Here is a 20,571-nt window from a genome sequence, read left to right on the forward strand (position 1 = left end):
TGGAGAAATCCGTATATCTTTGCAGCCCTTTTGAAAAGGAAAATAACCTAATAAACAAATAGAATCATGACAAAGGCGGATATTGTGAATGAGATTTCGGAAAAGACCGGAATCGAGAAGGTTGATGTACAGTCAACAGTAGAAGCATTTATGAAATCAGTGAAAGGATCACTGGAACAAGGGGAGAATGTATATCTCCGTGGGTTTGGAAGTTTCGTTGTGAAAAAACGCGCTAAGAAAACAGGTAGAAACATTTTGAAAAATACGACTATCGAAATCCCAGCACACAACATTCCTTCTTTCAAACCTGCAAAAACATTTGTAGAAAACGTAAAGAAGAAAGTAAAAGTAAAATAAAGTATGAAAGCCAGAACACTTAAGACTCTGGCAGCAGCGGTAGCTGTTTTGATCATCGTTCTTTTATTGATAATGCCGAAACAACCTTCCTCGACAAAAAGGGAGGTTGCTTCGGTTAATTCGGACCCTCTCCACCAAAAAGTGGATAAGGCCGTGGGAATGGTGAAAGGAGAAAACCCCATGGAGGGGATCATGCTCCTTAGAGAAGTGCTCGAAGAAGACTCCACTTACGTACCTGCAATTTATTGGCTGGGTATGTTTTCGGTGGAATCCGGGCAGCTCGACAAAGCTCAGGAACGATTCGAGCAAGTAGTTCAGCTTAATCCGGAGTACGTAGATGCCTATTGGCAACTCGGTCATCTTGCCTTAGAAAGGGCAGAGTACTACGAGGCGATAGATCATTTTAAACGTGTTCTAAAGTTGAGTCCCGAAGAGTACAATGGAGCGCATTTCTTTCTCGGAAAGACTTATGCAACAGTTGGTCAGCCGGAAGATGCGGTTACGAGCTTTAAGAACTACAAGAAACTGGTCACCGACACAGTTATTGAAAAACGTGTTGATGACTTTATTGATGAGTTAGAAAACAATTTAAATAAGTAATCATATGCCAAGCGGAAAAAAGAGAAAAAGACATAAGATGTCTACCCACAAGCGTAAAAAACGTTTGAGAAAAAACAGACACAAGAAGAAAAAATAAGAGGTTGGGATTTTATTGAAAATCCCGCCTTTTCACTTTTTGTGTACAACTGAAAAGACTTCAAATTTCGATATGAATTTGTAAATGGATAGGTATTGCCGCTTTCATTTATTTAATAGCAGGTGCTTGTGAGTATGGAACTGATCATAAACTCGATGCCCAATAAGGGCGTTGAAATTGCCTTGATGAAGGACAAGCAGCTCGTGGAGCTGCACCAGGAGCAAGGTACCAATCAGTTTGCTGTAGGAGATGTTTACCTGGGAAAAGTGAAAAAGGTAATTCCGAGTCTCAATGCTGCATTCGTGAATGTGGGCTACGAGAAAGATGCGTTTTTGCACTATCTCGATTTAGGTCCGCAATTTTCATCGCTCAAGAAGTTTACAAAAGGAGTTCAGGGCGGAAAGCAGAATTCTGCCGATCTCAGCAACTTCAAGACTCTACCGGACATCAACAAACACGGTAAGATCAAGGAGCAGATGGCCACCAACATGCAGATCGTTGTTCAGGTAGCTAAGGAACCTATTTCTGCAAAAGGTCCGAGGTTGACATCAGAGCTCACGCTTCCAGGACGTTATCTGGTTTTGGTTCCGTTCTCGAACAAGATCAGCCTTTCGCAACGGATCAAGAACGAAGATGAGCGCGAACGATTGAGGAGACTCATGCAAAGTATTAAGCCACCTAAGTTTGGCGTGATCGTCAGGACAGTGGCTGAAAACAAAAAGGTAGCTGAGCTCGACTCCGACCTCAGAGACCTCGTGGAGCGGTGGAACATCCTCTACGAAAACCTGAAAACGGCAAAACCTCCTAAAAGAATCCTCGGTGAGCTGGACAAAACGTCCACTATTCTCCGCGATCTACTCACTCCAAAATTCACGAACATTTACGTGAACGATGAGGAGATATCGAGTGAGGTGAAGCGGTTTATCAGCAATGTGGAGCCTGACAAGGAGAATATCGTGAAGTACGTGAAGACGGACGATATTTTCGATCAGTTTCAGGTTCATCGTCAGATCAAAGCTTCTTTTGGTAAGCAGGTAAACCTTAAAAGTGGTGCTTATCTGATTATCGAACACACCGAAGCGATGCACGTCATTGACGTGAACAGTGGTAATCGAAAAGGTGGCGTGAAAAATCAGGAGGAGAATGCGCTCCAAACCAACCTCGAATGTGCTCGTGAGATAGCCCGAATTTTGCGCTTGCGCGATATGGGTGGAATCATCTGCATCGATTTTATCGATATGCAGGACAGAGCGAACCAGCGCAAACTGCACGAGGCTCTGAAAGACGCCATGAAAGACGACAAGGCGAAGCACAACGTACTGGCTCCAAGCCGTTTTGGTGTTGTTGAGATAACCCGCCAACGCGTGCGTCCGGTGACCAATATTACCACTTCCGAAAAGTGCCCGAGCTGCAACGGGACAGGTACCGTGCAAGCTCCAATCCTTTTTACCGATGAGATTGAAAACAACATGCGCTACCTGATTGACGAGTACAAACTCAAGTATTTGCGCCTGGTTGTTCATCCAATTTTGGAAGCCTACATCAAAAAAGGCTTTTGGAACAGCATGCTCAGAAAGTGGAGAAAGAAATTCAACATCAAAATTGATGTTCAGGGATCTGGGTCAGTTGAGTTTCTCGAACACCATTTCTACTCAAAAGAAGGCGAAGAAATCGCTGTCTAGCTTCACAGCTAATTTTCTGATCTATTCCTCTTTTACCGGGTAGCTGATGAAATATTTTTCAACGGTTTCCGAAAGAGCATTCAAATTCAAATTGTCTGATGCTTCTGTGGCGTCTTTGATGGTTCCGTCCTTAAACTGAATTTTGATATTTTCCGCAGCTTTGTTGTAGGCGCGGTTGTCGATTTTTCTGGAGATCACAAAGTAAGAGGCGTCTTCTTCTGACAGATTTAATTGCTTTGCCAGTTCAGCCGTTTTCTCCTCGATTTCACTTTTTGGAATCGGTTCATTTTGTAGCCTGATCTTAAACAATTCCCGGTTCATTAACTTTTTGCTCAAAAGTGCCAGCACTTTGTCCTCATGAGAAGTCCAGACCTTGATGGCCCCCATGATGTCAAAGTCATCGAGCAGCGCAAACTTATCCAGCAGCTCAGGGTTTTTCTGAAAATCATCCTGACCATATCGATTGTAGAGAAACTCCTTGAGCACTGGTGAAGCGAAAATGTCGATGTCATTGTCGGCCAGCCACTTTGCTCGCTTCAGGATGTTCACAAGCATGAATTCAGCACTGAGAACCGTTTTGTGCAAATACACCTGCCAGTACATGAGCCTGCGGGAGACGATGAATTTTTCTATCGAATAGATTCCTTTCGATTCCACTACTAACTCATCATTGGCCACGTTGAGCATCTTAATAATCCTTTCGCTACCGATGTTCCCCTCTGCAACCCCTGTGTAAAAGCTGTCTCTTCGTAAATAATCTAAGCGATCCATGTCGAGCTGACTGGAAACGAGTTGATGTAAAAAATTCTTTGGATAGTCGTTGTTGAAAATGCGAATAGCAACCTCCAAGCGGCCGTCCATCTCTTCATTGAGGCGACTCATGATCAGAGCTGAGATCTCCTCGTGGCTCACGCCTTCAACGAGTGAATGTTCGAGAGCATGAGAGAACGGGCCGTGGCCAATGTCGTGCAGCAGAATTGCGATCAGCACTCCCTGAGCTTCTTCATCTGTGATTTCCTGACCTTTCTGGCGAATGACTTCAATCGCCTCCGACATGAGATGCATCGCTCCAATGGCGTGGTGAAATCGATTGTGCAGCGCTCCAGGATAGACCAATTGGGTTAAGCCAAGCTGATTTATTCTTCTCAATCTCTGAAAAAATCGGTGATCGATCAGGTCGAGCAGAATGTCGTGGTTCAGGGAAATAAACCCATAAACCGGGTCGTTTAAAATCTTCCTTTTATTGGTGGGATGATGTGCCAATTGCAAATCGTTCTACTTGGTTTTACCCGACAAAAGTAAAGTAAATCAACAGAGTGCTTAGTCACCTGTTTTTTCTTTGTTTCTTTGGGGAGAAGTACCACTTTTTCAAACAGAAATTTAACGACAACCGAAAATATGGCAGAAGCAAACATTTTATGGGCCGATGACGAAATTGACCTCCTAAAACCACACATCATGTTCCTTGAAAACAAAGGCTACAAAGTGGTGACTGCAAACAGCGGAAACGAGGCCATCGACCTGGTGAAAGAAAATGTATTTGATATCGTTTTTCTGGATGAAAACATGCCTGGTCTCAGCGGGTTGGAGGCTCTCCAGGAAATAAAATCTGCCGATCCAACACTGCCAGTGATCATGATCACCAAGAGCGAGGAAGAATCGATCATGGAAGAAGCCATCGGCTCTAAAATTTCGGATTACCTCATTAAGCCAGTGAATCCAAATCAGATTTTGCTTTCGGTTAAGAAAAACCTTGACGATAAGCGATTGATTCGGGAAAAGACCACTTCGGGCTACCAGCAGAATTTTCGTCAAATTGGAATGCAGCTGATGGACAACATGGACTCTGCAGAGTGGGCAGAGCTCTACAAGAAATTGGTCTACTGGGACCTCGAACTTTCCGACTCGCAGGACGAGGGGATGGAAGAGATCTTCAACACCCAGCGAACTGAAGCCAATGGCCAGTTTGGGCGATTTATTAAAGACAACTATATCGATTGGTTGCACGATGAGAGTGACGACACTCCTGTGATGAGTCACACGCTTTTCAAGAAGAAAGTTGCGCCAATTCTAAAAGACTCGGGAGACGATCCGGTGTTTTTGGTGGTGATCGACAACCTCCGCTACGACCAGTGGAAAACACTGCAGCCTCAGCTCAATGAGTATTACAGAATGGCGGAAGAGCATATGTTTTACAGCATCTTACCTACGGCAACACACTACGCCAGAAATGCCATTTTCTCAGGTTTGATGCCCACGGAAATGGAGAAAATGTACTCCGACATCTGGAAAAACGAAGATGATCCAGGTGGAAAAAATCTCCATGAGGAAGAGTTTCTCGCTTCACAACTCAAGCGACTTGGATTCGACATTAGATGGAGCTATCACAAGATTACGAACTTGAATGCTGGTAAAAAGCTTTCAGAGAATTTTAAAAATCTTTTAACCAACAAGCTCAATGTGATTGTCTACAACTTTGTGGACATGCTCTCTCACAAGCGTACCGAGATGGAGGTAATTAAAGAGCTGGCGGATGATGAAAGTGCTTACCGTTCGCTCACCGAATCCTGGTTCGAGCACTCGCCTCTGTTGGAAGTAATCAGAAAAGCCGCGGAAGAAAATGCCCGACTGATTATCACTACCGACCACGGAACTATCCGCGTGCAGAACCCTTCGAAAGTGATTGGCGACAGAAATACAAACACCAACTTGCGTTACAAGGCAGGTAAAAACCTCGACTACGACAAGCGCGATGTTTTTGAAATCACCAACCCGGCAGATGCATTTTTACCGAAAGTGAATGTTAGCACATCTTACATTTTTGCGCTGGACGACAGATTTTTTGTCTACCCCAACAACTACAATCACTTTGTAAATTATTTTCGCAACACGTTTCAACACGGTGGTGTGAGCATGGAAGAAATGCTCATCCCGTTTGTTTCACTCAAGGCGAGATAAAAAAGTGACCCACGATATCAGTACACTCGAAAAGCTTGAAGACACTGCGGAGAAGTTCGTCCGGGATTTTCCTTCAGCAGGTGTGTTTTTGCTCAAAGGCGAAATGGGCGTTGGTAAAACAACCTTCATAGGGAAAGTGTGCCGCGCACTCAAAATAAAGGACGAGGTCAGTAGTCCTACTTTTTCTCTGGTCAACGAATACCGCACTTCGGATGACGAGGCAGTTTTTCATTTCGATTTTTACAGAATTGACGATGAAGAGGAAGCCATGGACATGGGAGTGGAGGAGTACTTTTACTCTGGTGACTTTTGTTTTGTAGAATGGCCAGAGAAAATCCCATCACTTTTACCCGAAGGTGCTGTCGCAATTGAGTTTTGGTTTGATGGTAACCAGCGAAAAATGAAATGGGAAAAATGAGCGCTTCAGGTGTCGATCTAATTTTTTATTTTCGGGAGGCTCCAAACGCAGTCAAAGTCGTACCTTCAGTAACCTAATCACACCTGCATGGACAGTAAGAAAGAAGCGATAAAGGCATTGGCCAAAGAGGCGGCACTGATGCCTCAGGAAGAAATGCTTGAGGTGGGAAAAAAGCACCAAAAGCTCACAATTGGAATTCCCAGGGAAACATCTTTTCAGGAACGCAGAGTGGCGCTCGTGCCAGAGGCCGTTTCTGTTTTGGTTGGCCGCGGACATGAGGTTTTAGTGGAAACCAATGCAGGTGAAGATTCCAACTTTCACGATAGAGACTACAGCGAAGCAGGAGCGACAATCGTTTACGACACTAAAGAAATTTTCGAATCCAATATCATTTTCAAAGTTGCCCCACCTTCTGTGGAAGAGGTGGAGATGATGCCTGGGAAGCAAACTCTGTTTTCGGCCCTTCAGCTCACCGTTCAGCCCAAGGACACTTTGCAGCTGATGATGAAAAAGAAGATCACGGCAGTGGCCTGGGACTACATTCAGGATGAGACTAACATTTATCCGGTGGTGCGTGCCATGGGCGAAATTGCGGGCAATACCTCGGTTTTGATCGCAGCAGAATACTTGAGCAATGCAAATCATGGTCAGGGAATGATGTTCGGGGGAATCTCCGGAGTGAGGCCCACCGAAGTTGTGATTTTGGGAGCGGGCACCGTGGGCGAGTTTGCCACACGAGCAGCCCTCGGACTCGGAGCCAACGTGAAGCTTTTCGACAATTCGATTTACAAAATGAGGCGCATGCAAAACGATCTCGGTTGCCGTTTGTGGACCTCTACCATTCAACCAGAAGAACTGAAGAAGGCTATCAGAGATGCCGATGTGGTGATTGGCGCGCTGAGAGCTCCTTACGGCCGCACTCCCTGTGTAGTAACCGAGGAAATGGTGAGCGCCATGAAGTACGGATCAGTGATTGTCGACATCAGCATCGACCAGGGTGGATGTTTCGAAACTTCGAGAATTCGAAACCACGATGACCCGATTTACAAAGAGTACGGAGTGATTCATTACTGCGTGCCCAACGTTGCCAGTCGCGTTTCGAGAACCGCTTCTTACGCGCTCAGCAATATTTTCGGCCCGATCCTGATTTCGATTGGTGATGAAGGTGGAGTGACAAATGCAATTCGAAAGCACAAGGGACTGCGCCACGGAGTTTACATGTACAACGGAACCCTCACCAGCGAAGTAATCGGTGAAGCGTTTGACCTGCCCTACAAGAAGTTGGATTTGTTAATTGCTGCTTTCTAAAGAAGAGTCACAGCTGTGAGACGATGCCAGAGGCATCGAATATTTGTAGACCTAGGGATATCCGCAACGAGCAATCGACCCCAGCGGGGTCGCACCTTTCTGTTTGTTAGCTGAGCAAAGAATATTCGACCCACTCCGGGGTCGGGCTCTTACTTCATAAACTCTTTGCTACAAACATTGGAACCTGCTAGGTTCCTCTTTACATCAACGGGACTATTTCTATTGGCAAATATTGCTGGTCGTACCAGTCAGCAATTCGTAATTGATTAGCTCCTCAATTGCCTACTTCACTTCTTCCCACTCACCATCCTCTTGATCTCATTCAGCTTCATCAGTGCTTCCACGGGAGTTAGCGTGTCGATATCGGTTTGTAGTATTTGCTCGCGCACTTGCTCGAGAACGGGGTCATCCAATTGGAAAAAGCTCAACTGCATTTCGTCTTGCTCAGCCAGCGATTTGGTGCTTTCACCCAGGTCTTCGCTCTTGTGAGACTTTTCGAGGTGCTTGAGAATTTGCTTTGCACGATTCACTACTGCTGATGGCATTCCGGCCATTTTAGCTACATGAATTCCGAAGCTGTGGTTGCTTCCACCTGCAACGAGCTTTCTGAGAAAAATGATCTTGTTGTCGATCTCTTTCACCGACACATTGAAGTTCTTGATTCGGCCAAAAGTGGAAGCCATGTCGTTGAGCTCGTGGTAGTGAGTTGCAAAGAGTGTTTTGGCTCTTGAGCTGGGGTTTTCGTGAATGTATTGAGCTATCGCCCATGCGATAGAAATCCCATCGTAGGTGCTGGTTCCCCGGCCGATTTCATCGAGCAGTACCAGGCTTCTGTCGGTGAGATTGTTGAGAATGCTGGCCGTTTCGTTCATCTCCACCATGAAAGTCGACTCTCCGCTGGAGATGTTGTCCGATGCCCCTACGCGCGTAAAAATTTTGTCGACCAATCCGATCTCTGCAGACTTTGCGGGAACGTAACAACCGATCTGCGCCAGTAAAGTAATCAGTGCTGTTTGGCGCAAAAGAGCTGATTTACCACTCATGTTCGGACCGGTAATCATGATGATCTGCTGGGTTTCGGTGTCTAGGTACACATTGTTGGAAATGTATTCTTCACCAAGGGGCAGGTTTTGCTCGATAACCGGGTGCCGCCCTTCTTTGATATTCAGAACTTTGTCGTCCTTAATGGCCGGCCTCACGTATTCGTTTTTCAGACTGATTTTAGAGAACGATAAAAGTGCATCCAGCCTGGCAACTAAAGTTGCATTAAGCTGCATAGGTGAAATATAGTCGGCAATGCTTAGGACAAGGTCATTGTAGAGTCGATTTTCGAGCACACCGATTTTTTCTTCAGCTCCCAGGATTTTGGCTTCGTATTCCTTTAGTTCTTCAGTGATGTAGCGCTCAGCCTGAGTGAGAGTTTGTTTCCGGACCCATTCTGCTGGAACTTTGTCTTTGTGAGTATTCCTCACCTCCAGGTAGTAGCCAAACACGTTGTTGTAGGCGACTTTCAGAGAAGGGATTCCAGTTTTCTCCATCTCCCGTTGTTGAATCTTAAGCAGATAATCCTTGCCCGAGTGTGCAAGTTGCCTAAACTCATCGAGCTCCTCATTCACTCCGTCACGAATAACATTTCCTTTAGAAAGGAGCATGGGCGGATCTTCGGCAATTTCATTTTCTATCCGATCGCGAAGGATTTTGCAAAGATTGAGTTGCTCACCAATTTTGTTGAGCTCATCGTTTTCAGCTTTTTCACAAAAATCCTTGATTGGCTCAATGGCAAACAATGCACGCTTGAGCTGAACGACTTCCTTCGGATTGATCCTTCCAGTAGCGGCCTTTCCGGTGAGCCTTTCGAGATCTCCGATTTTCTTCAGTTCGCGGCTCAGGTTTTCGGCATCCTCCATGTGGTGGATAAAGTGGCCGACAACGCTGAGTCGTTGCTCAATTGGTTTTTGATCCTTAAGCGGAAGCACAATCCAGCGCTTCAACAAACGTGCGCCCATTGGCGAAACCGTGTGGTCGAGCACATCGATGAGTGTTGTCGCGTTTTCGTTGGGCGAGTGGATCAGCTCGAGGTTTCGGATCGTGAAGCGATCGAGCCACACGTACTTTTCCTCTTCGATACGGCTCAGATTTTGGATATGAGCCGTGTCGGTGTGCTTGGTTTCTCCGAGGTAGTGTAGCACCGCACCGGCAGCAACAATTCCAAGAGAGTAGTTTTCGATTCCAAAGCCTTTGAGAGAAGCTGTACCAAAATGACTGTTGAGAGAGTCTTCAGCAAATTCATCTGTAAACACCCAGTCTTCGAGATGGTGGGTGTAGAACCTATCGCCAAAATGGCTGATAAACTCCTTGTTGCCGTACTTTTTGAAGAGCACCTCGTTTGGTTTAAATCCCTGTAGAAGTTTGTCGATGTAATCGAAACTACCTTCTGCAACCAGGAACTCCCCTGTAGAAATATCGAGGAAAGAAATTCCGGCCTTGCTTTTGTCCATGTGCACTGCAGCCAGGAAATTATTGCTGCGTGTTTCGAGCACCTGGTCGTTATACGAAACTCCCGGAGTCACCAGTTCTGTGATTCCGCGTTTCACAATCTTCTTTGTCGCTTTGGGATCTTCCAGTTGGTCACAGATGGCAACGCGATTGCCTGCTCTCACCAACTTTGGGAGGTAAGTATCGAGCGAGTGGTGTGGAAAACCCGCCAGTTCCACATAAGCTGCAGCACCGTTTTTTCTTTTGGTAAGTACAATGCCGAGGATTTGAGCTGCTTTTACCGCATCTTCACCGAATGTCTCGTAGAAGTCACCAATTCTAAAGAGCAACAGCGCATCAGGATAACGCGCTTTCATCTTGTTGTACTGCTTCATCAGCGGAGTAACAGTCTCTTTCTCTTTACTTTTTGTGGCAGCCATGTGGGTTGAAACGGTTCTGATTAAAGTACAAATTTGAGCTCTCTAAATGAAAACTGTCGCTGGATTTCACTCATGCAGCGACAGTTTTCTAAAAGGAATCTCGTAAGATTGGCACGATCGAAGTAAAGGTAAAAGTTCTCGTAGGGAGCTAACTTACTTTCGATCGTCTTTTTTTCACATTGTATCAACAAGCGAGCTACGCCACCTTGAGCTGGCTCATCTTGGATTTGCCAAACTTTTCTTCGGCATAGCTTCGAGTGATTTTTAGCTCCGATTTGCCTTTTTCCGAAGGCAGGTCGTACATCGCATCGGTCATTATAGCTTCACAAATGGAGCGCAAACCGCGGGCACCGAGCTTGTATTCGATGGCTTTTTCAACGATAAAGTCAAGCACTTTCTTATCAAAGGTCAACTTCACGTTATCCATTTCAAACAGGCGCTCGTACTGTTTCACAAGAGCGTTTTTAGGCTCCGTGAGAATACGTTTCAATGTTTCGGCATCCAATGGGTTGAGGTGCGACAAAACCGGGAAACGTCCAATCAACTCTGGAATTAATCCATAAGACTTGAGATCGGTAGGGGCGATGTACTGCAAAATGTCATCGCCTTGTTGAATTTCGCTGTTGTGAGAACCGTAACCGATAGTGGCTGTTTTTACACGTCTTTCAATGTGTCTTTCGATGCCGTCAAAGGCACCACCACAAATAAAGAGAATATTCTTCGTGTCAACCTGAATCAATTTTTGTTCTGGATGCTTTCTTCCTCCTTGTGGCGGCACGTTAACAGTGGAACCTTCGAGGAGTTTGAGGAGCGCTTGCTGCACGCCTTCTCCACTAACATCCCGAGTGATGCTGGCATTGTCGCTCTTGCGGGCAATTTTGTCAATCTCATCGATAAATACAATTCCACGCTCCGCTGCAGGAACGTCAAAGTCGGCAGCCATCAGCAGTCGTGAAAGCACGCTCTCCACATCTTCTCCCACGTAACCTGCCTCAGTAAGGATGGTGGCATCGGCAATGCAAAATGGAACATTCAGCATTCTGGCGATGGTCTTGGCCAAAAGTGTTTTTCCCGTTCCGGTTTCTCCTACCAGCACGATGTTCGACTTCTCAATTTCGATGTCGTCATCTTCTTTAGACTTCGGTTGGAGAAGTCTTTTGTAGTGATTGTAAACTGCAACAGAAAGCACTTTTTTGGCATTCTCCTGACCGATCACGTACTCGTCCAAAAGCTTTTTGATGTCTTTTGGCTTTTGTAGCGTAAGGCTGGCTTCCACCTGGCTATTCTGCTTTTGTGTCAGCTCTTCCTTTACAATGTTTTCGGCTTGTCCGATGCAGCTGTCGCAAATGTGTCCGGTGATTCCGGCAATCAAAATATTTACTTCGCTTTTCTTTCTGCCGCAAAACGAACAGGTAATTTCTTTTTCACTCATAATTGTTGTTGTGAGTTTGTTAGGTGAAAAAAAGTCGCACCATAAGGTACGACTTTATTTATTTTCATCCCGCAAACCGGGCAGTTCCGTTATTTTTTAGAGGCCGCTTTTCTTCCAAGTACCTCATCAATCATTCCGTACTCTTTAGCTTCTTCTGCTTTCATCCAGTAGTCGCGGTCACTGTCTTCCCACACTTTGTCGTAGGGCTGTCCAGAGTGATCAGCGATGATTTCGTAGAGCTCTTTCTTGAGCATCTGGATCTGGCGAGCAGTAATTTCAATATCCGAAGCCTGACCCTGGGCTCCACCCATTGGCTGGTGAATCATCACACGAGAGTGCGTGAGTGCCGTACGTTTTCCGGCAGCACCTGCGCAAAGCAGAACTGCTCCCATCGAAGCGGCCATTCCCGTGCAGATTGTAGCTACATCGGGCTTAATGTACTGCATGGTGTCGTAAATTCCGAGTCCGGCATAAACGCTACCTCCCGGTGAGTTCAGGTAAATTTGAATGTCTTTATCACTATCGGTAGACTCCAAAAAGAGGAGTTGTGCCTGGATGATATTAGCTACCTGGTCGTTGATTCCCGTTCCGAGGAAAATGATGCGGTCCATCATCAAACGAGAGAAAACATCGAGCTGAGTAGCGTTCATTTGGCGCTCTTCAATAATGTATGGAGTTAGCGATGACTCGATGTAATTATCGAGGTGCATGCTGCTAATTCCCTGGTGCTTTGTAGCGAATTTTTTAAACTCTTTGCTGTTTGGGTCTATCATGGTTTATCTTTTTGAGTCGATTTGTAGATGGTTTGCAAAGTCAATAGTAGCAAAAACGCTAAAAATGAACTGTTGCAAAAGTCAAAAAATGAATTTCGATTTGGCACTGCGAAAATAACGCCACTCTGGTTGATCTGCAAAGGTGGCAGAGCTTTTCTCACTACCGGTGTTTGAAGTCCCGGTTTCACTGCCATTTCATCTTCATGACAGCCTGCCATATCCGGCTTGCAGTGGTGCAGAAAATTGCGAACTTTGAGCTTTCAATTTTTGATTTAGAAAAACATAAATATGGAAGCTGTTCAAAAGTTTATAGATGCCAACAAACAGCGGTTCCTTGACGAACTGCTGGAGCTGTTGCGCGTTCCATCGGTATCTACCGATCCGGCCCACAAAGATGACATTCGCAAAGCTGCAGAAATGATTGCTGAAGACTTGCGCTCATCGGGTGCCGATGAAGTTGAAGTGTGCGAAACCGGTGGTCATCCGATTGTTTACGGAGAAAAAATTATCGACCCTTCTTTGCCAACTGTTTTGGTGTACGGTCACTACGATGTTCAACCGCCAGATCCGCTCAACCTCTGGACTTCACCGCCATTTGAGCCTGTGATCAAAGAAACCGAACTTCACCCACAAGGTGCCATTTTCGCCCGTGGTTCGTCTGACGACAAAGGACAGATGTTCATGCACGTGAAGGCCTTTGAAGCCATGATGAAAAACGATGAGGTTCCTTGCAACATCAAGTTTATGATCGAGGGCGAAGAAGAAGTAGGTTCAGATCACCTCGAGCCTTTCCTCGAGAACAATAAAGAGAAACTTGCCGCTGATGTGGTGTTGGTCTCAGATACTGGTTTGATCAGCAAGGACGCGCCATCTATCACAGTTGGGCTTCGTGGTTTGAGCTACGTGCAGGTTGAAGTGATCGGGCCAAACAGAGATCTTCACAGTGGACTTTACGGTGGAGCTGTGCCAAATCCGATCAACGTGCTCAGCGAGATGATTGCCAAACTGCGTGATGAAAACAAGCACATTGCTATCGATGGATTTTACGATGACGTTGCCGAAGTTCCCAAAGAGGAGCGCGAAGCAATGGCCAAAGCGCCTTTTGATGAAGAAGAGTACAAGAAATCTATCGGTCTGAAAGACGTGGAAGGCGAAGCTGGCTACACCACCATGGAGCGCCAGTCGATTCGTCCGACTCTCGATGTCAATGGAATTTGGGGCGGCTATCAGGGGGAAGGAGCCAAAACGGTGATTCCATCTTCAGCTCATGCAAAAATCAGCATGCGTTTGGTTCCAAATCAGGACCCGAAGAAAATTACCGAACTCTTCACCAAGTACTTTGAGAAAATTGCTCCGGATTCAGTTACCGTGAAAGTAACTCCGCACCACGGGGCAGTGCCGGCAGTGACGCCAATCGACTCACCGGCCTACCAGGCAGCAAGCCGCGCGATGAAAGACACTTTTGGAAAAGAACCCATTCCTGACAGAGGGGGAGGAAGTATTCCAATCGTAGCTTCATTTGAGCAGATCCTCGGTTTGAAAACCGTTTTGATGGGCTTCGGACTCGATTCGGATGCGATCCATTCGCCAAACGAGCATTTCGGAGTTTTCAATTTCTTCAAGGGGATTGAGACCATTCCAAGGTTTTACAAGTACTTCGCTGAAGAAATGGCAGCGCAGAAATAAATTAAAAGGCGGGACAATTTTAGTCCCGCTTTTACTTTTTACTAGCATGAAAAATTTCCGGTTCCTTCCACTGCTCTTGATCGTGTTTCTTGTCACTTCCTGCAATCTCTACAAGGATGTAGAAGTGTCTGAAGTGAAAGACTTGCGCATGACCGAAATCGGGAAAGATGGAATGGAAGCCGAAATCGAAGTGGACATTTACAATCCCAACTTTTACAATGTAAAGCTGGTGGAGTCGGATGTCGATCTTTTTCTCAATGGAAAACCAGTGGGCAAAGTCACACTTTCCGAAAAGGTGGTGATCAAAAAGAAGACTAAGCAACGCTACACGATCATCGTCAACAGCGACCTCGAAGGGCTGAGCACTTCATTTTTCGAAACGCTGCTTTCCGCACTTCTTTTCAGAAAAGTTCACGTGAAAGCAGATGGCGATCTCAGAGCCAAAGCTCTCTTTATCGGCCGCGATGTCGGGATTGAAGTGGACCAGGATGTGGAGTTGAGTAGGTGAAGCTTAGTCGGAAGTATATCCGGTGGAATTCTGCAAGCCAAATCGTAGATGTAAGCCTGTGAAAACTCCTGAGAAATCCAGACTAATAGGATGTTCCCCGAACACTACCCAGTCATTTCCTGAATTATCTTTTAATGTTGACGTTTGCAAATATTGATATCCCGCATGAATTCCTATTGCTCCGAAGAACTTACGATTCAGGAAGGGGTATTCCAGTTTTAGAGTGGTCTGTCCCTGAAAATCTGAAGATGTTAAAATCTGACTCTCTGCATTGGGCGCTGGTGTAGGATATTGAATACTCGAAAGCAAAGATGAATATGCCCATCCAACACCAGCTCCAACTGTTAAAGTCGTATTTCGAAAGATTGATGATTCAGACTCTTTAAATTCGAGCAAATCACTGATGTGTAAGTTGGCGTTCAGTCCAACAATTGTAGAACTGACTTTTAGAGAAGATTCTCCTGTGTAGACATTCGTAATATTTCCCTGATTGTCTGTTTCTCGGAAAGCTGGCGACCCTGTTGAATTACCTTGATTATGTTTAAGGTAAGGTCCAAAATCAATAGGAGCGTGAGTTTTGAAAATTATATTGGCTTGCCCGCTATAACCGTCATTAATTGGAGCTTCAAAATGACCTTGAGGGATTGCAAAAGCTTCAAAATAATGTTGATTCAAAGATGACATTTCAAACTTGTTATAGCTTCCTCCTATTTCCACTGTAAAGGAACTTTCGTCTTGTGCAATTGCTTGCCCAGTTAAAATTAAGAGGCAAAAGATCCAAATGTTTTGCTTCATTTTAATCGAGGTTAATTTTAGTTTCTTCCAGGGTTGAAAGGTCAATCATGTAAATGGAGGAGTTTTCAATGATATTGCCGGTAGGATTTCCGGCCTCGTTTTTTTCGAGGTGCCTGTCGACTCTTTCTGCAATCATCTTTGTACCGTCCGGAGAACAAGAAATGTTTTTGTAGTCCTTGCTATCACAATGGTTTATCAATTTTGTGTACTGCCCACTATTGACAGAAAGTTTATAAAGGCCTTTGTTGGCAACGGTGAAATAGACTGTCTGGTCGTTATTTGACCAGGTTAATCCAGTCAGGCCGATCAGATCACTGTCTGCGAGGTCTATCAACTCAGTAAAGTTGAAATCTTCTAGTGATGCGTAGCCTAAAGAGAGATCATTGTTGATCGAGGTACGGCATATTATTCTATTTTCGATGGAAATATCATTGTGTGTGGCACGCCCATGATTTTCACCGCTAGTATGCATAACTGTGTCTGGGGGCAAGGAACTATGTAGGGGTTTGGTCAATAAGTAGTATGGAATTGCCAAGTTTGGGGAGTGCTGCCAGTACAGATTTTCACCTGTACTGTCCCATGCAGGGTCATAGTTGCCAACATTTTGAGTTACTTGTGTAAGACTATCTCCATTTTCCTTTACCATGAAAATATGATCCACATAATCAGGCGCTCTTGTAAACGCTATCCAGCCTTTTCTGCTCCATTTGGGCTGCCTATATATTTTATAATTGCTACTAATTATTTCAGTGTTAGTGCCAGTGGACAGGTCGTGTTTCATTAAGAGATATTCACCTTGCTCATGATCCATATAAAAATAGACAAATTCATTTCCATTATTAGGGTTAAAATGAGGTGCCTGATACTGAAAACGGCTATCTGAAAAATATGAGATGTTTAGAAATGGAAATTCATAACATTCGGCATCAGTTTCTGGTGAAAGCGGCAGTTCCTTGTCTTTTCGACAAGAAAGTATAGCCAGGGATGCAAATAGGATCGTTAATATTGATGTTTTGGTCATGTTAATGAAAGGCACCTGTACAAAGCTTTAGTTATAGAAAATCGTTTCTAGGGAAATTAGAATATTAATCAGAAAATCCCAAAAAGGGAAGGCCCTACACTTCACATCATAAGCAAAGTTTTGCTTTCGAGTTTGATTTTTTGTTTCCTAGAAATGCCTAATACTTCTCCTGATAACCGCCCAACACAATCCTTTCCACATTACTCCCTCCTTTTCTATTTTTGGAGAAATTAACTTTTCAAAATTCATGAAAAACTTCTCCATTCTCTTAGCTTTTCTTTTAGTTGCCGCAACTGGTTTCGCGCAGCAACCCGAAATGGATTTATTCAAAAACATGAGTGTTCGCCACATCGGACCGGCAGGGATGAGTGGTCGTGTCACTTCTATCGATGTCATTGAAGAAGACCCAAACGTGATGTTTGTAGGAACTGCATCTGGTGGTTTGTGGAAATCAAAAAGTGCCGGACTCACCTGGGAGCCGATTTTTGAAGACGAGCCCACACAGTCGATAGGTGCAGTTGCCGTCTGCCAGAGCAATCCCAGCATCATCTGGGCCGGAACCGGAGAAGGAAATCCACGAAATTCTCACAGCAGCGGTCGCGGGATTTTTAAAAGTATCGATGGCGGAAAATCCTGGGAGTGCATGGGACTGGAAGAAACGAAAATCATCCACCGTGTGATCATCGACCGGACGAATCCGGAGATCGTCTACGCTGCAGCAATGGGCTCTGCCTGGGGAGAAAATCCCGAGCGAGGAGTTTACAAAACCACCGATGGCGGTGAGTCGTGGGAGAAAGTTCTCTACGTAAATGAATCAACTGGCTGTGCCGATTTGGTAGTAGATCCTACCAATCCCAACAAGCTCGTTGCAGCGATGTGGGAGTATGGTAGAAAGCCGTGGACCTTCAACTCAGGAGGGGAAGGCTCAGGATTGTACATCACTTTTGACGGAGGAAAAACATGGAAAGAGAAAACCGAAGAAAATGGTCTGCCAAAAGGCCAACTCGGCCGCATCGGACTGGCGATTTCTCCCTCAGATCCGGAAATTATCTACGCGCTTGTAGAAGCTAAAAAAACCGGACTTTACAAGTCTGTCGATGGCGGATTTAACTGGAAGTTGGTAACGACTGAAAACATTGGAAACCGTCCGTTTTACTACGCAGACATTTTCATTGATCCAGAAAATCCCAACAGACTTTACAATCTCTACTCGGTAGTGTCCAAAAGCGAAGACGGTGGTAAAACCTGGGATGTGATGTTGCCCTACAGTGGCGTTCATCCTGATCACCACGCCTTTTGGATTCACCCAAAGGACCCCGACTTTTTGATCGATGGAAACGATGGAGGACTCAACATCTCGAGAGATGGTGGCGATACCTGGAAGTTCATCAACAACTTGCCACTCGGCCAGTTTTATCACATCAACTACGACATGGACATTCCTTACAATGTGTATGGAGGAATGCAAGACAACGGCTCGTGGAAAGGTCCGGGCTACGTGTGGCACTACGGAGGAATTCGCAACGAAGACTGGCAGGAAATCTTGTTTGGTGATGGATTTGATGTGGTTCCGTATCCTGCCGATTCACGCTATGCCTATGCGATGTACCAGGGAGGAAACGTGTCCTGGGTCGACACCGAAACTGGTGCGAGTCAGTTCGTTCAGCCGAACCACCCTGAGGGAGAGGAGCTACGATTCAACTGGAATGCGGCAATCGCACAGGATCCTTTTTCCGATTGCGGAATTTACTTTGGAAGTCAGTTTGTGCACTACAGTAGCGACTGTGGTTCAAGCTGGAAAATTATTTCTCCGGATCTGACAACCAACGACACCACAAAGCAAAAGCAGGCAGAAAGTGGTGGACTCACCATCGATGCTACGAAAGCCGAAAACTACACTACGATTACGACTATTGCTCCCAGCGAAATCGATCAGGACATTATTTGGGTTGGAACTGATGACGGAAACGTGCAGGTCACTTCCGATGGAGGACAAAACTGGAAGAACTGCACTGGCTCAATGAAAGGCTTTCCCGAAGGAGCATGGATTAATCAGATTGTTCCTTCTAAAGTTCATAAAGGCGATGCATTTAAAAATGAGGCTTTTGTTGTGGCAATCGACTACATGCGCAACAATTGGGAGCCGTTGGTTTATCACACCAAAGACCTCGGTAAGAGTTGGAAACGAATTGCAACGCCAGATCAAATTGACAACCCCACCTGGTGTATTGCACAAGATCATCAGGACGGAGAGGAAAGTTTGCTGTTTTTGGGAACGGAAGGCGGACTTTACGTCTCCTTTGATTACGGAAACAACTGGCAGCTTTGGGAACACGAAATTCCATCAGTGGCTGTCCGCGACTTAAAAATCCACCCAAGAGAAAACGACTTGATCGTTGGCACATTTGGCCGTGCTGCCTATATCATCGATGACATCACTCCACTTAGAGAGTTTGCTTCCAAAGAGCGATTTAATAAATCGAGCTTTACAATTCTTTCAGCTCCGGATGCTTACCTGGCGAGCTACATGCGACCAGCCGGTGAGCGGTTCAATGCAGACTTTCATTTTGCAGGAGAAAACAAAAGCTCAGGAGCAAATTTCTCAGTATTCATTCCGAGAGCAAATGAGGAGAAATCGGATGAAGATGTAGAAGAGAGTGAAGACTCCGAGGAGAAGGAAAAAGATGAAATCGATGTGAAAATTATTGACCAGGAAGGAGACACACTCAGAAATTTCCAGGCAAAAGCCGACACCGCTGTGATGCGTGTTCAATGGGGGTTGGACAGGAAAGGTGTTCGCTGGCCGAGTAGAGAAAAACGGAAGGACGAAGAAAAAGAACCCGGTGGTGGATTGCGGGTAGCTCCAGGAGCGTACAAGGTTGTGATGGAGTACAAAGGTGAGAAAGACTCGACCATGCTCACGGTTCACGCTGATCCACGCCTTGAGTTTTCTCCCGATGCACACCGTCAGAGAGAGATGGCTGTGAAAAGACTCTATGAAACAGTGGAGCTTGCTGATGCCGGTTTCGAAAGACTCAAAGAGGCCCGGAAGACAATCGAATTGATTCAGGGTAATTTGAAAACTGCTGACGATACTGTGGCTCAGGCGCTAATCGATTCTTCAAAAACACTGATTAAAACGCTCGACAGCCTCGAAACGCTCTATATGAACCCACGAGGTTTTGAGGGTTATGATCACGTCACTTTGCGATTGAATAACCTGCTCTACAACGCTCACTCTTACATTAGCTCAGACGAACGTGCTCCTGGCGAAAATGCTATGAACGCACTGCGCAAAGCGGAAAACGAAACCGAAGTGGTGATTGCTCAAGTCAATGAGTTCTTCGCCAATGAATGGAAAGAGTGGAGAGAAGAAGTTGAAAGTTATCAGCTTTCTCTTTTCAAAGACTACGAGCCGCTAGAGCGATAAGCCGAGCATTAGCTGAACCGCAGTATGGTATTGTCCGCTCCTGTAGAAAGGATCAACCGATCCTTCGGGAGCTGGCAACACCGGTAGAATTGACTGAGTGACACGGCCGTTTATAAAAACGGTTTCTGACAGGTGGAATGTGCCATCGAGCAACACGCCAATGTCCTGTTTCTCGTAAGCTTCTGAAATGTCAGCTTCAGCACCTGCTCTGATTTCATTTGCAGAAATAAGGACACCAGCATAAGCACCGCCACCAAGTGAAAAATTTCCAAGGTCGCGCTGAAGTGTAATTGGAATTTCCAGGTAATTAAATTTTAGGGCGTACTCAAAAATGCCTTTTTCATTGTCGGGAATCTGACGACTGCCTTTTTGGACGAAAAGTAGTCCCATTTGCAGACCCCAGTCTTCATTCCAGTTCATTTTTACGTGTGCCCCTCCGGTGAGGCCAAACTTGTCGAAGCCGGCAAGTCCATCACCGCCAACCTGGCTTGTTACAGCACCCGCTTTAACACCTGCTGTAAAAGTGAGCTGGCTGTGAGCAGTAAAGACACTTGCTAAAATGAAAAGGGTAGAAAGAAGAAAAATTCGCAT

Annotated in this window: 16 protein-coding genes; 9 read left to right on the forward strand and 7 right to left on the reverse strand. The window is 45.5% G+C overall.

Annotated features, from left to right (window positions below):
- The first annotated feature begins 66 nt into the window (after window positions 1-66).
- From ABHV44_RS02400 to ABHV44_RS02410, 3 genes are all read left to right on the forward strand, one after another.
- Window positions 67-357 (forward strand): HU family DNA-binding protein, encoded by a 291-nt coding sequence (locus ABHV44_RS02400; protein WP_459073047.1) that lies wholly within the window; start codon window positions 67-69, stop codon window positions 355-357.
- Between the two features lie 3 nt (window positions 358-360).
- On the forward strand, window positions 361-957 hold the full coding sequence (locus tag ABHV44_RS02405) for a tetratricopeptide repeat protein (protein ID WP_459073048.1): 597 nt from the start codon (window positions 361-363) through the stop codon (window positions 955-957).
- 231 nt (window positions 958-1,188) lie between these two features.
- On the forward strand, window positions 1,189-2,736 hold the full coding sequence (locus tag ABHV44_RS02410; protein WP_459073049.1) for an Rne/Rng family ribonuclease: 1,548 nt from the start codon (window positions 1,189-1,191) through the stop codon (window positions 2,734-2,736).
- Between the two features lie 21 nt (window positions 2,737-2,757).
- Here the strand turns inward: ABHV44_RS02410 and ABHV44_RS02415 are convergent, their stop codons facing one another.
- Window positions 2,758-3,999, reverse strand: a complete 1,242-nt coding sequence (locus tag ABHV44_RS02415) for an HD domain-containing protein (RefSeq protein WP_459073050.1) — start codon at window positions 3,997-3,999, stop codon at window positions 2,758-2,760.
- Window positions 4,000-4,134: 135 nt separating this feature from the next.
- On the opposite strand from ABHV44_RS02415, the gene porX reads away from it, so the two are divergent.
- The 3 genes from porX (at window position 4,135) to ABHV44_RS02430 (ending at window position 7,420) form a co-directional block, all read left to right on the forward strand.
- Window positions 4,135-5,694, forward strand: a complete 1,560-nt coding sequence (gene porX / locus ABHV44_RS02420) for a T9SS response regulator signal transducer PorX (protein ID WP_459073051.1) — start codon at window positions 4,135-4,137, stop codon at window positions 5,692-5,694.
- A 4-nt stretch (window positions 5,695-5,698) separates the two neighbouring features.
- Window positions 5,699-6,112: a tRNA (adenosine(37)-N6)-threonylcarbamoyltransferase complex ATPase subunit type 1 TsaE gene (tsaE, locus tag ABHV44_RS02425; protein WP_459073052.1), complete on the forward strand. Its 414-nt coding sequence runs from the start codon at window positions 5,699-5,701 to the stop codon at window positions 6,110-6,112.
- A gap of 87 nt (window positions 6,113-6,199) precedes the next feature.
- Entirely contained in the window at window positions 6,200-7,420 is a 1,221-nt protein-coding gene (locus ABHV44_RS02430; protein WP_459073053.1) for an alanine dehydrogenase, read from the forward strand.
- A 287-nt stretch (window positions 7,421-7,707) separates the two neighbouring features.
- Here the strand turns inward: ABHV44_RS02430 and mutS are convergent, their stop codons facing one another.
- The 3 genes from mutS to clpP form a co-directional block, all read right to left on the reverse strand.
- Complete coding sequence (mutS, locus tag ABHV44_RS02435; RefSeq protein ID WP_459073054.1) at window positions 7,708-10,335, reverse strand: DNA mismatch repair protein MutS; 2,628 nt, start codon at window positions 10,333-10,335, stop codon at window positions 7,708-7,710.
- 196 nt (window positions 10,336-10,531) lie between these two features.
- On the reverse strand, window positions 10,532-11,767 hold the full coding sequence (gene clpX / locus ABHV44_RS02440) for an ATP-dependent Clp protease ATP-binding subunit ClpX (protein WP_459073055.1): 1,236 nt from the start codon (window positions 11,765-11,767) through the stop codon (window positions 10,532-10,534).
- Window positions 11,768-11,856: 89 nt separating this feature from the next.
- Window positions 11,857-12,540, reverse strand: coding sequence for an ATP-dependent Clp endopeptidase proteolytic subunit ClpP (gene clpP, locus ABHV44_RS02445; protein WP_459073056.1), 684 nt, complete (start codon window positions 12,538-12,540; stop codon window positions 11,857-11,859).
- Window positions 12,541-12,828: 288 nt separating this feature from the next.
- Here clpP and ABHV44_RS02450 point away from each other — a divergent pair, with 288 nt between their 5' ends.
- Together ABHV44_RS02450 and ABHV44_RS02455 are read left to right on the forward strand one after the other, a co-directional pair.
- On the forward strand, window positions 12,829-14,226 hold the full coding sequence (locus tag ABHV44_RS02450) for a dipeptidase (RefSeq protein WP_459073057.1): 1,398 nt from the start codon (window positions 12,829-12,831) through the stop codon (window positions 14,224-14,226).
- A gap of 46 nt (window positions 14,227-14,272) precedes the next feature.
- Complete coding sequence (locus ABHV44_RS02455) at window positions 14,273-14,734, forward strand: LEA type 2 family protein (RefSeq protein ID WP_459073058.1); 462 nt, start codon at window positions 14,273-14,275, stop codon at window positions 14,732-14,734.
- 3 nt (window positions 14,735-14,737) lie between these two features.
- Here ABHV44_RS02455 and ABHV44_RS02460 read toward each other — a convergent pair whose 3' ends face one another.
- On the reverse strand, window positions 14,738-15,529 hold the full coding sequence (locus tag ABHV44_RS02460; RefSeq protein ID WP_459073059.1) for a hypothetical protein: 792 nt from the start codon (window positions 15,527-15,529) through the stop codon (window positions 14,738-14,740).
- 1 nt (window position 15,530) lies between these two features.
- Window positions 15,531-16,550, reverse strand: a complete 1,020-nt coding sequence (locus ABHV44_RS02465; RefSeq protein WP_459073060.1) for a TolB family protein — start codon at window positions 16,548-16,550, stop codon at window positions 15,531-15,533.
- 247 nt (window positions 16,551-16,797) lie between these two features.
- Here ABHV44_RS02465 and ABHV44_RS02470 point away from each other — a divergent pair, with 247 nt between their 5' ends.
- Window positions 16,798-19,980: a WD40/YVTN/BNR-like repeat-containing protein gene (locus tag ABHV44_RS02470; RefSeq protein WP_459073061.1), complete on the forward strand. Its 3,183-nt coding sequence runs from the start codon at window positions 16,798-16,800 to the stop codon at window positions 19,978-19,980.
- Here the strand turns inward: ABHV44_RS02470 and ABHV44_RS02475 are convergent.
- Complete coding sequence (locus ABHV44_RS02475; RefSeq protein WP_459073062.1) at window positions 19,969-20,571, reverse strand: outer membrane beta-barrel protein; 603 nt, start codon at window positions 20,569-20,571, stop codon at window positions 19,969-19,971. The two genes, ABHV44_RS02470 and ABHV44_RS02475, sit on opposite strands and share 12 nt — an antisense overlap.

It is taken from the genome of Halocola ammonii (assembly GCF_049334165.1).
Lineage (GTDB): Bacteria > Bacteroidota > Bacteroidia > Flavobacteriales_D > Sanyastnellaceae > JBEGHD01.

Excerpts from the sequence above, each read along its gene's own strand:
- ABHV44_RS02400 (WP_459073047.1), top strand. The coding sequence starts at position 67 with ATGACAAAGGCGGATATTGTGAATGAGATTTCGGAAAAGACCGGAATC.
- ABHV44_RS02405 (WP_459073048.1), top strand. The coding sequence starts at position 361 with ATGAAAGCCAGAACACTTAAGACTCTGGCAGCAGCGGTAGCTGTTTTG.
- ABHV44_RS02410 (WP_459073049.1), top strand. The coding sequence starts at position 1,189 with ATGGAACTGATCATAAACTCGATGCCCAATAAGGGCGTTGAAATTGCC.
- porX (WP_459073051.1), top strand. The coding sequence starts at position 4,135 with ATGGCAGAAGCAAACATTTTATGGGCCGATGACGAAATTGACCTCCTA.
- ABHV44_RS02430 (WP_459073053.1), top strand. The coding sequence starts at position 6,200 with ATGGACAGTAAGAAAGAAGCGATAAAGGCATTGGCCAAAGAGGCGGCA.
- mutS (WP_459073054.1), bottom strand. The coding sequence starts at position 10,335 with ATGGCTGCCACAAAAAGTAAAGAGAAAGAGACTGTTACTCCGCTGATG.
- clpX (WP_459073055.1), bottom strand. The coding sequence starts at position 11,767 with ATGAGTGAAAAAGAAATTACCTGTTCGTTTTGCGGCAGAAAGAAAAGC.
- clpP (WP_459073056.1), bottom strand. The coding sequence starts at position 12,540 with ATGATAGACCCAAACAGCAAAGAGTTTAAAAAATTCGCTACAAAGCAC.
- ABHV44_RS02450 (WP_459073057.1), top strand. The coding sequence starts at position 12,829 with ATGGAAGCTGTTCAAAAGTTTATAGATGCCAACAAACAGCGGTTCCTT.
- ABHV44_RS02455 (WP_459073058.1), top strand. The coding sequence starts at position 14,273 with ATGAAAAATTTCCGGTTCCTTCCACTGCTCTTGATCGTGTTTCTTGTC.
- ABHV44_RS02460 (WP_459073059.1), bottom strand. The coding sequence starts at position 15,529 with ATGAAGCAAAACATTTGGATCTTTTGCCTCTTAATTTTAACTGGGCAA.
- ABHV44_RS02465 (WP_459073060.1), bottom strand. The coding sequence starts at position 16,550 with ATGACCAAAACATCAATATTAACGATCCTATTTGCATCCCTGGCTATA.
- ABHV44_RS02470 (WP_459073061.1), top strand. The coding sequence starts at position 16,798 with ATGAAAAACTTCTCCATTCTCTTAGCTTTTCTTTTAGTTGCCGCAACT.
- ABHV44_RS02475 (WP_459073062.1), bottom strand. The coding sequence starts at position 20,571 with ATGCGAATTTTTCTTCTTTCTACCCTTTTCATTTTAGCAAGTGTCTTT.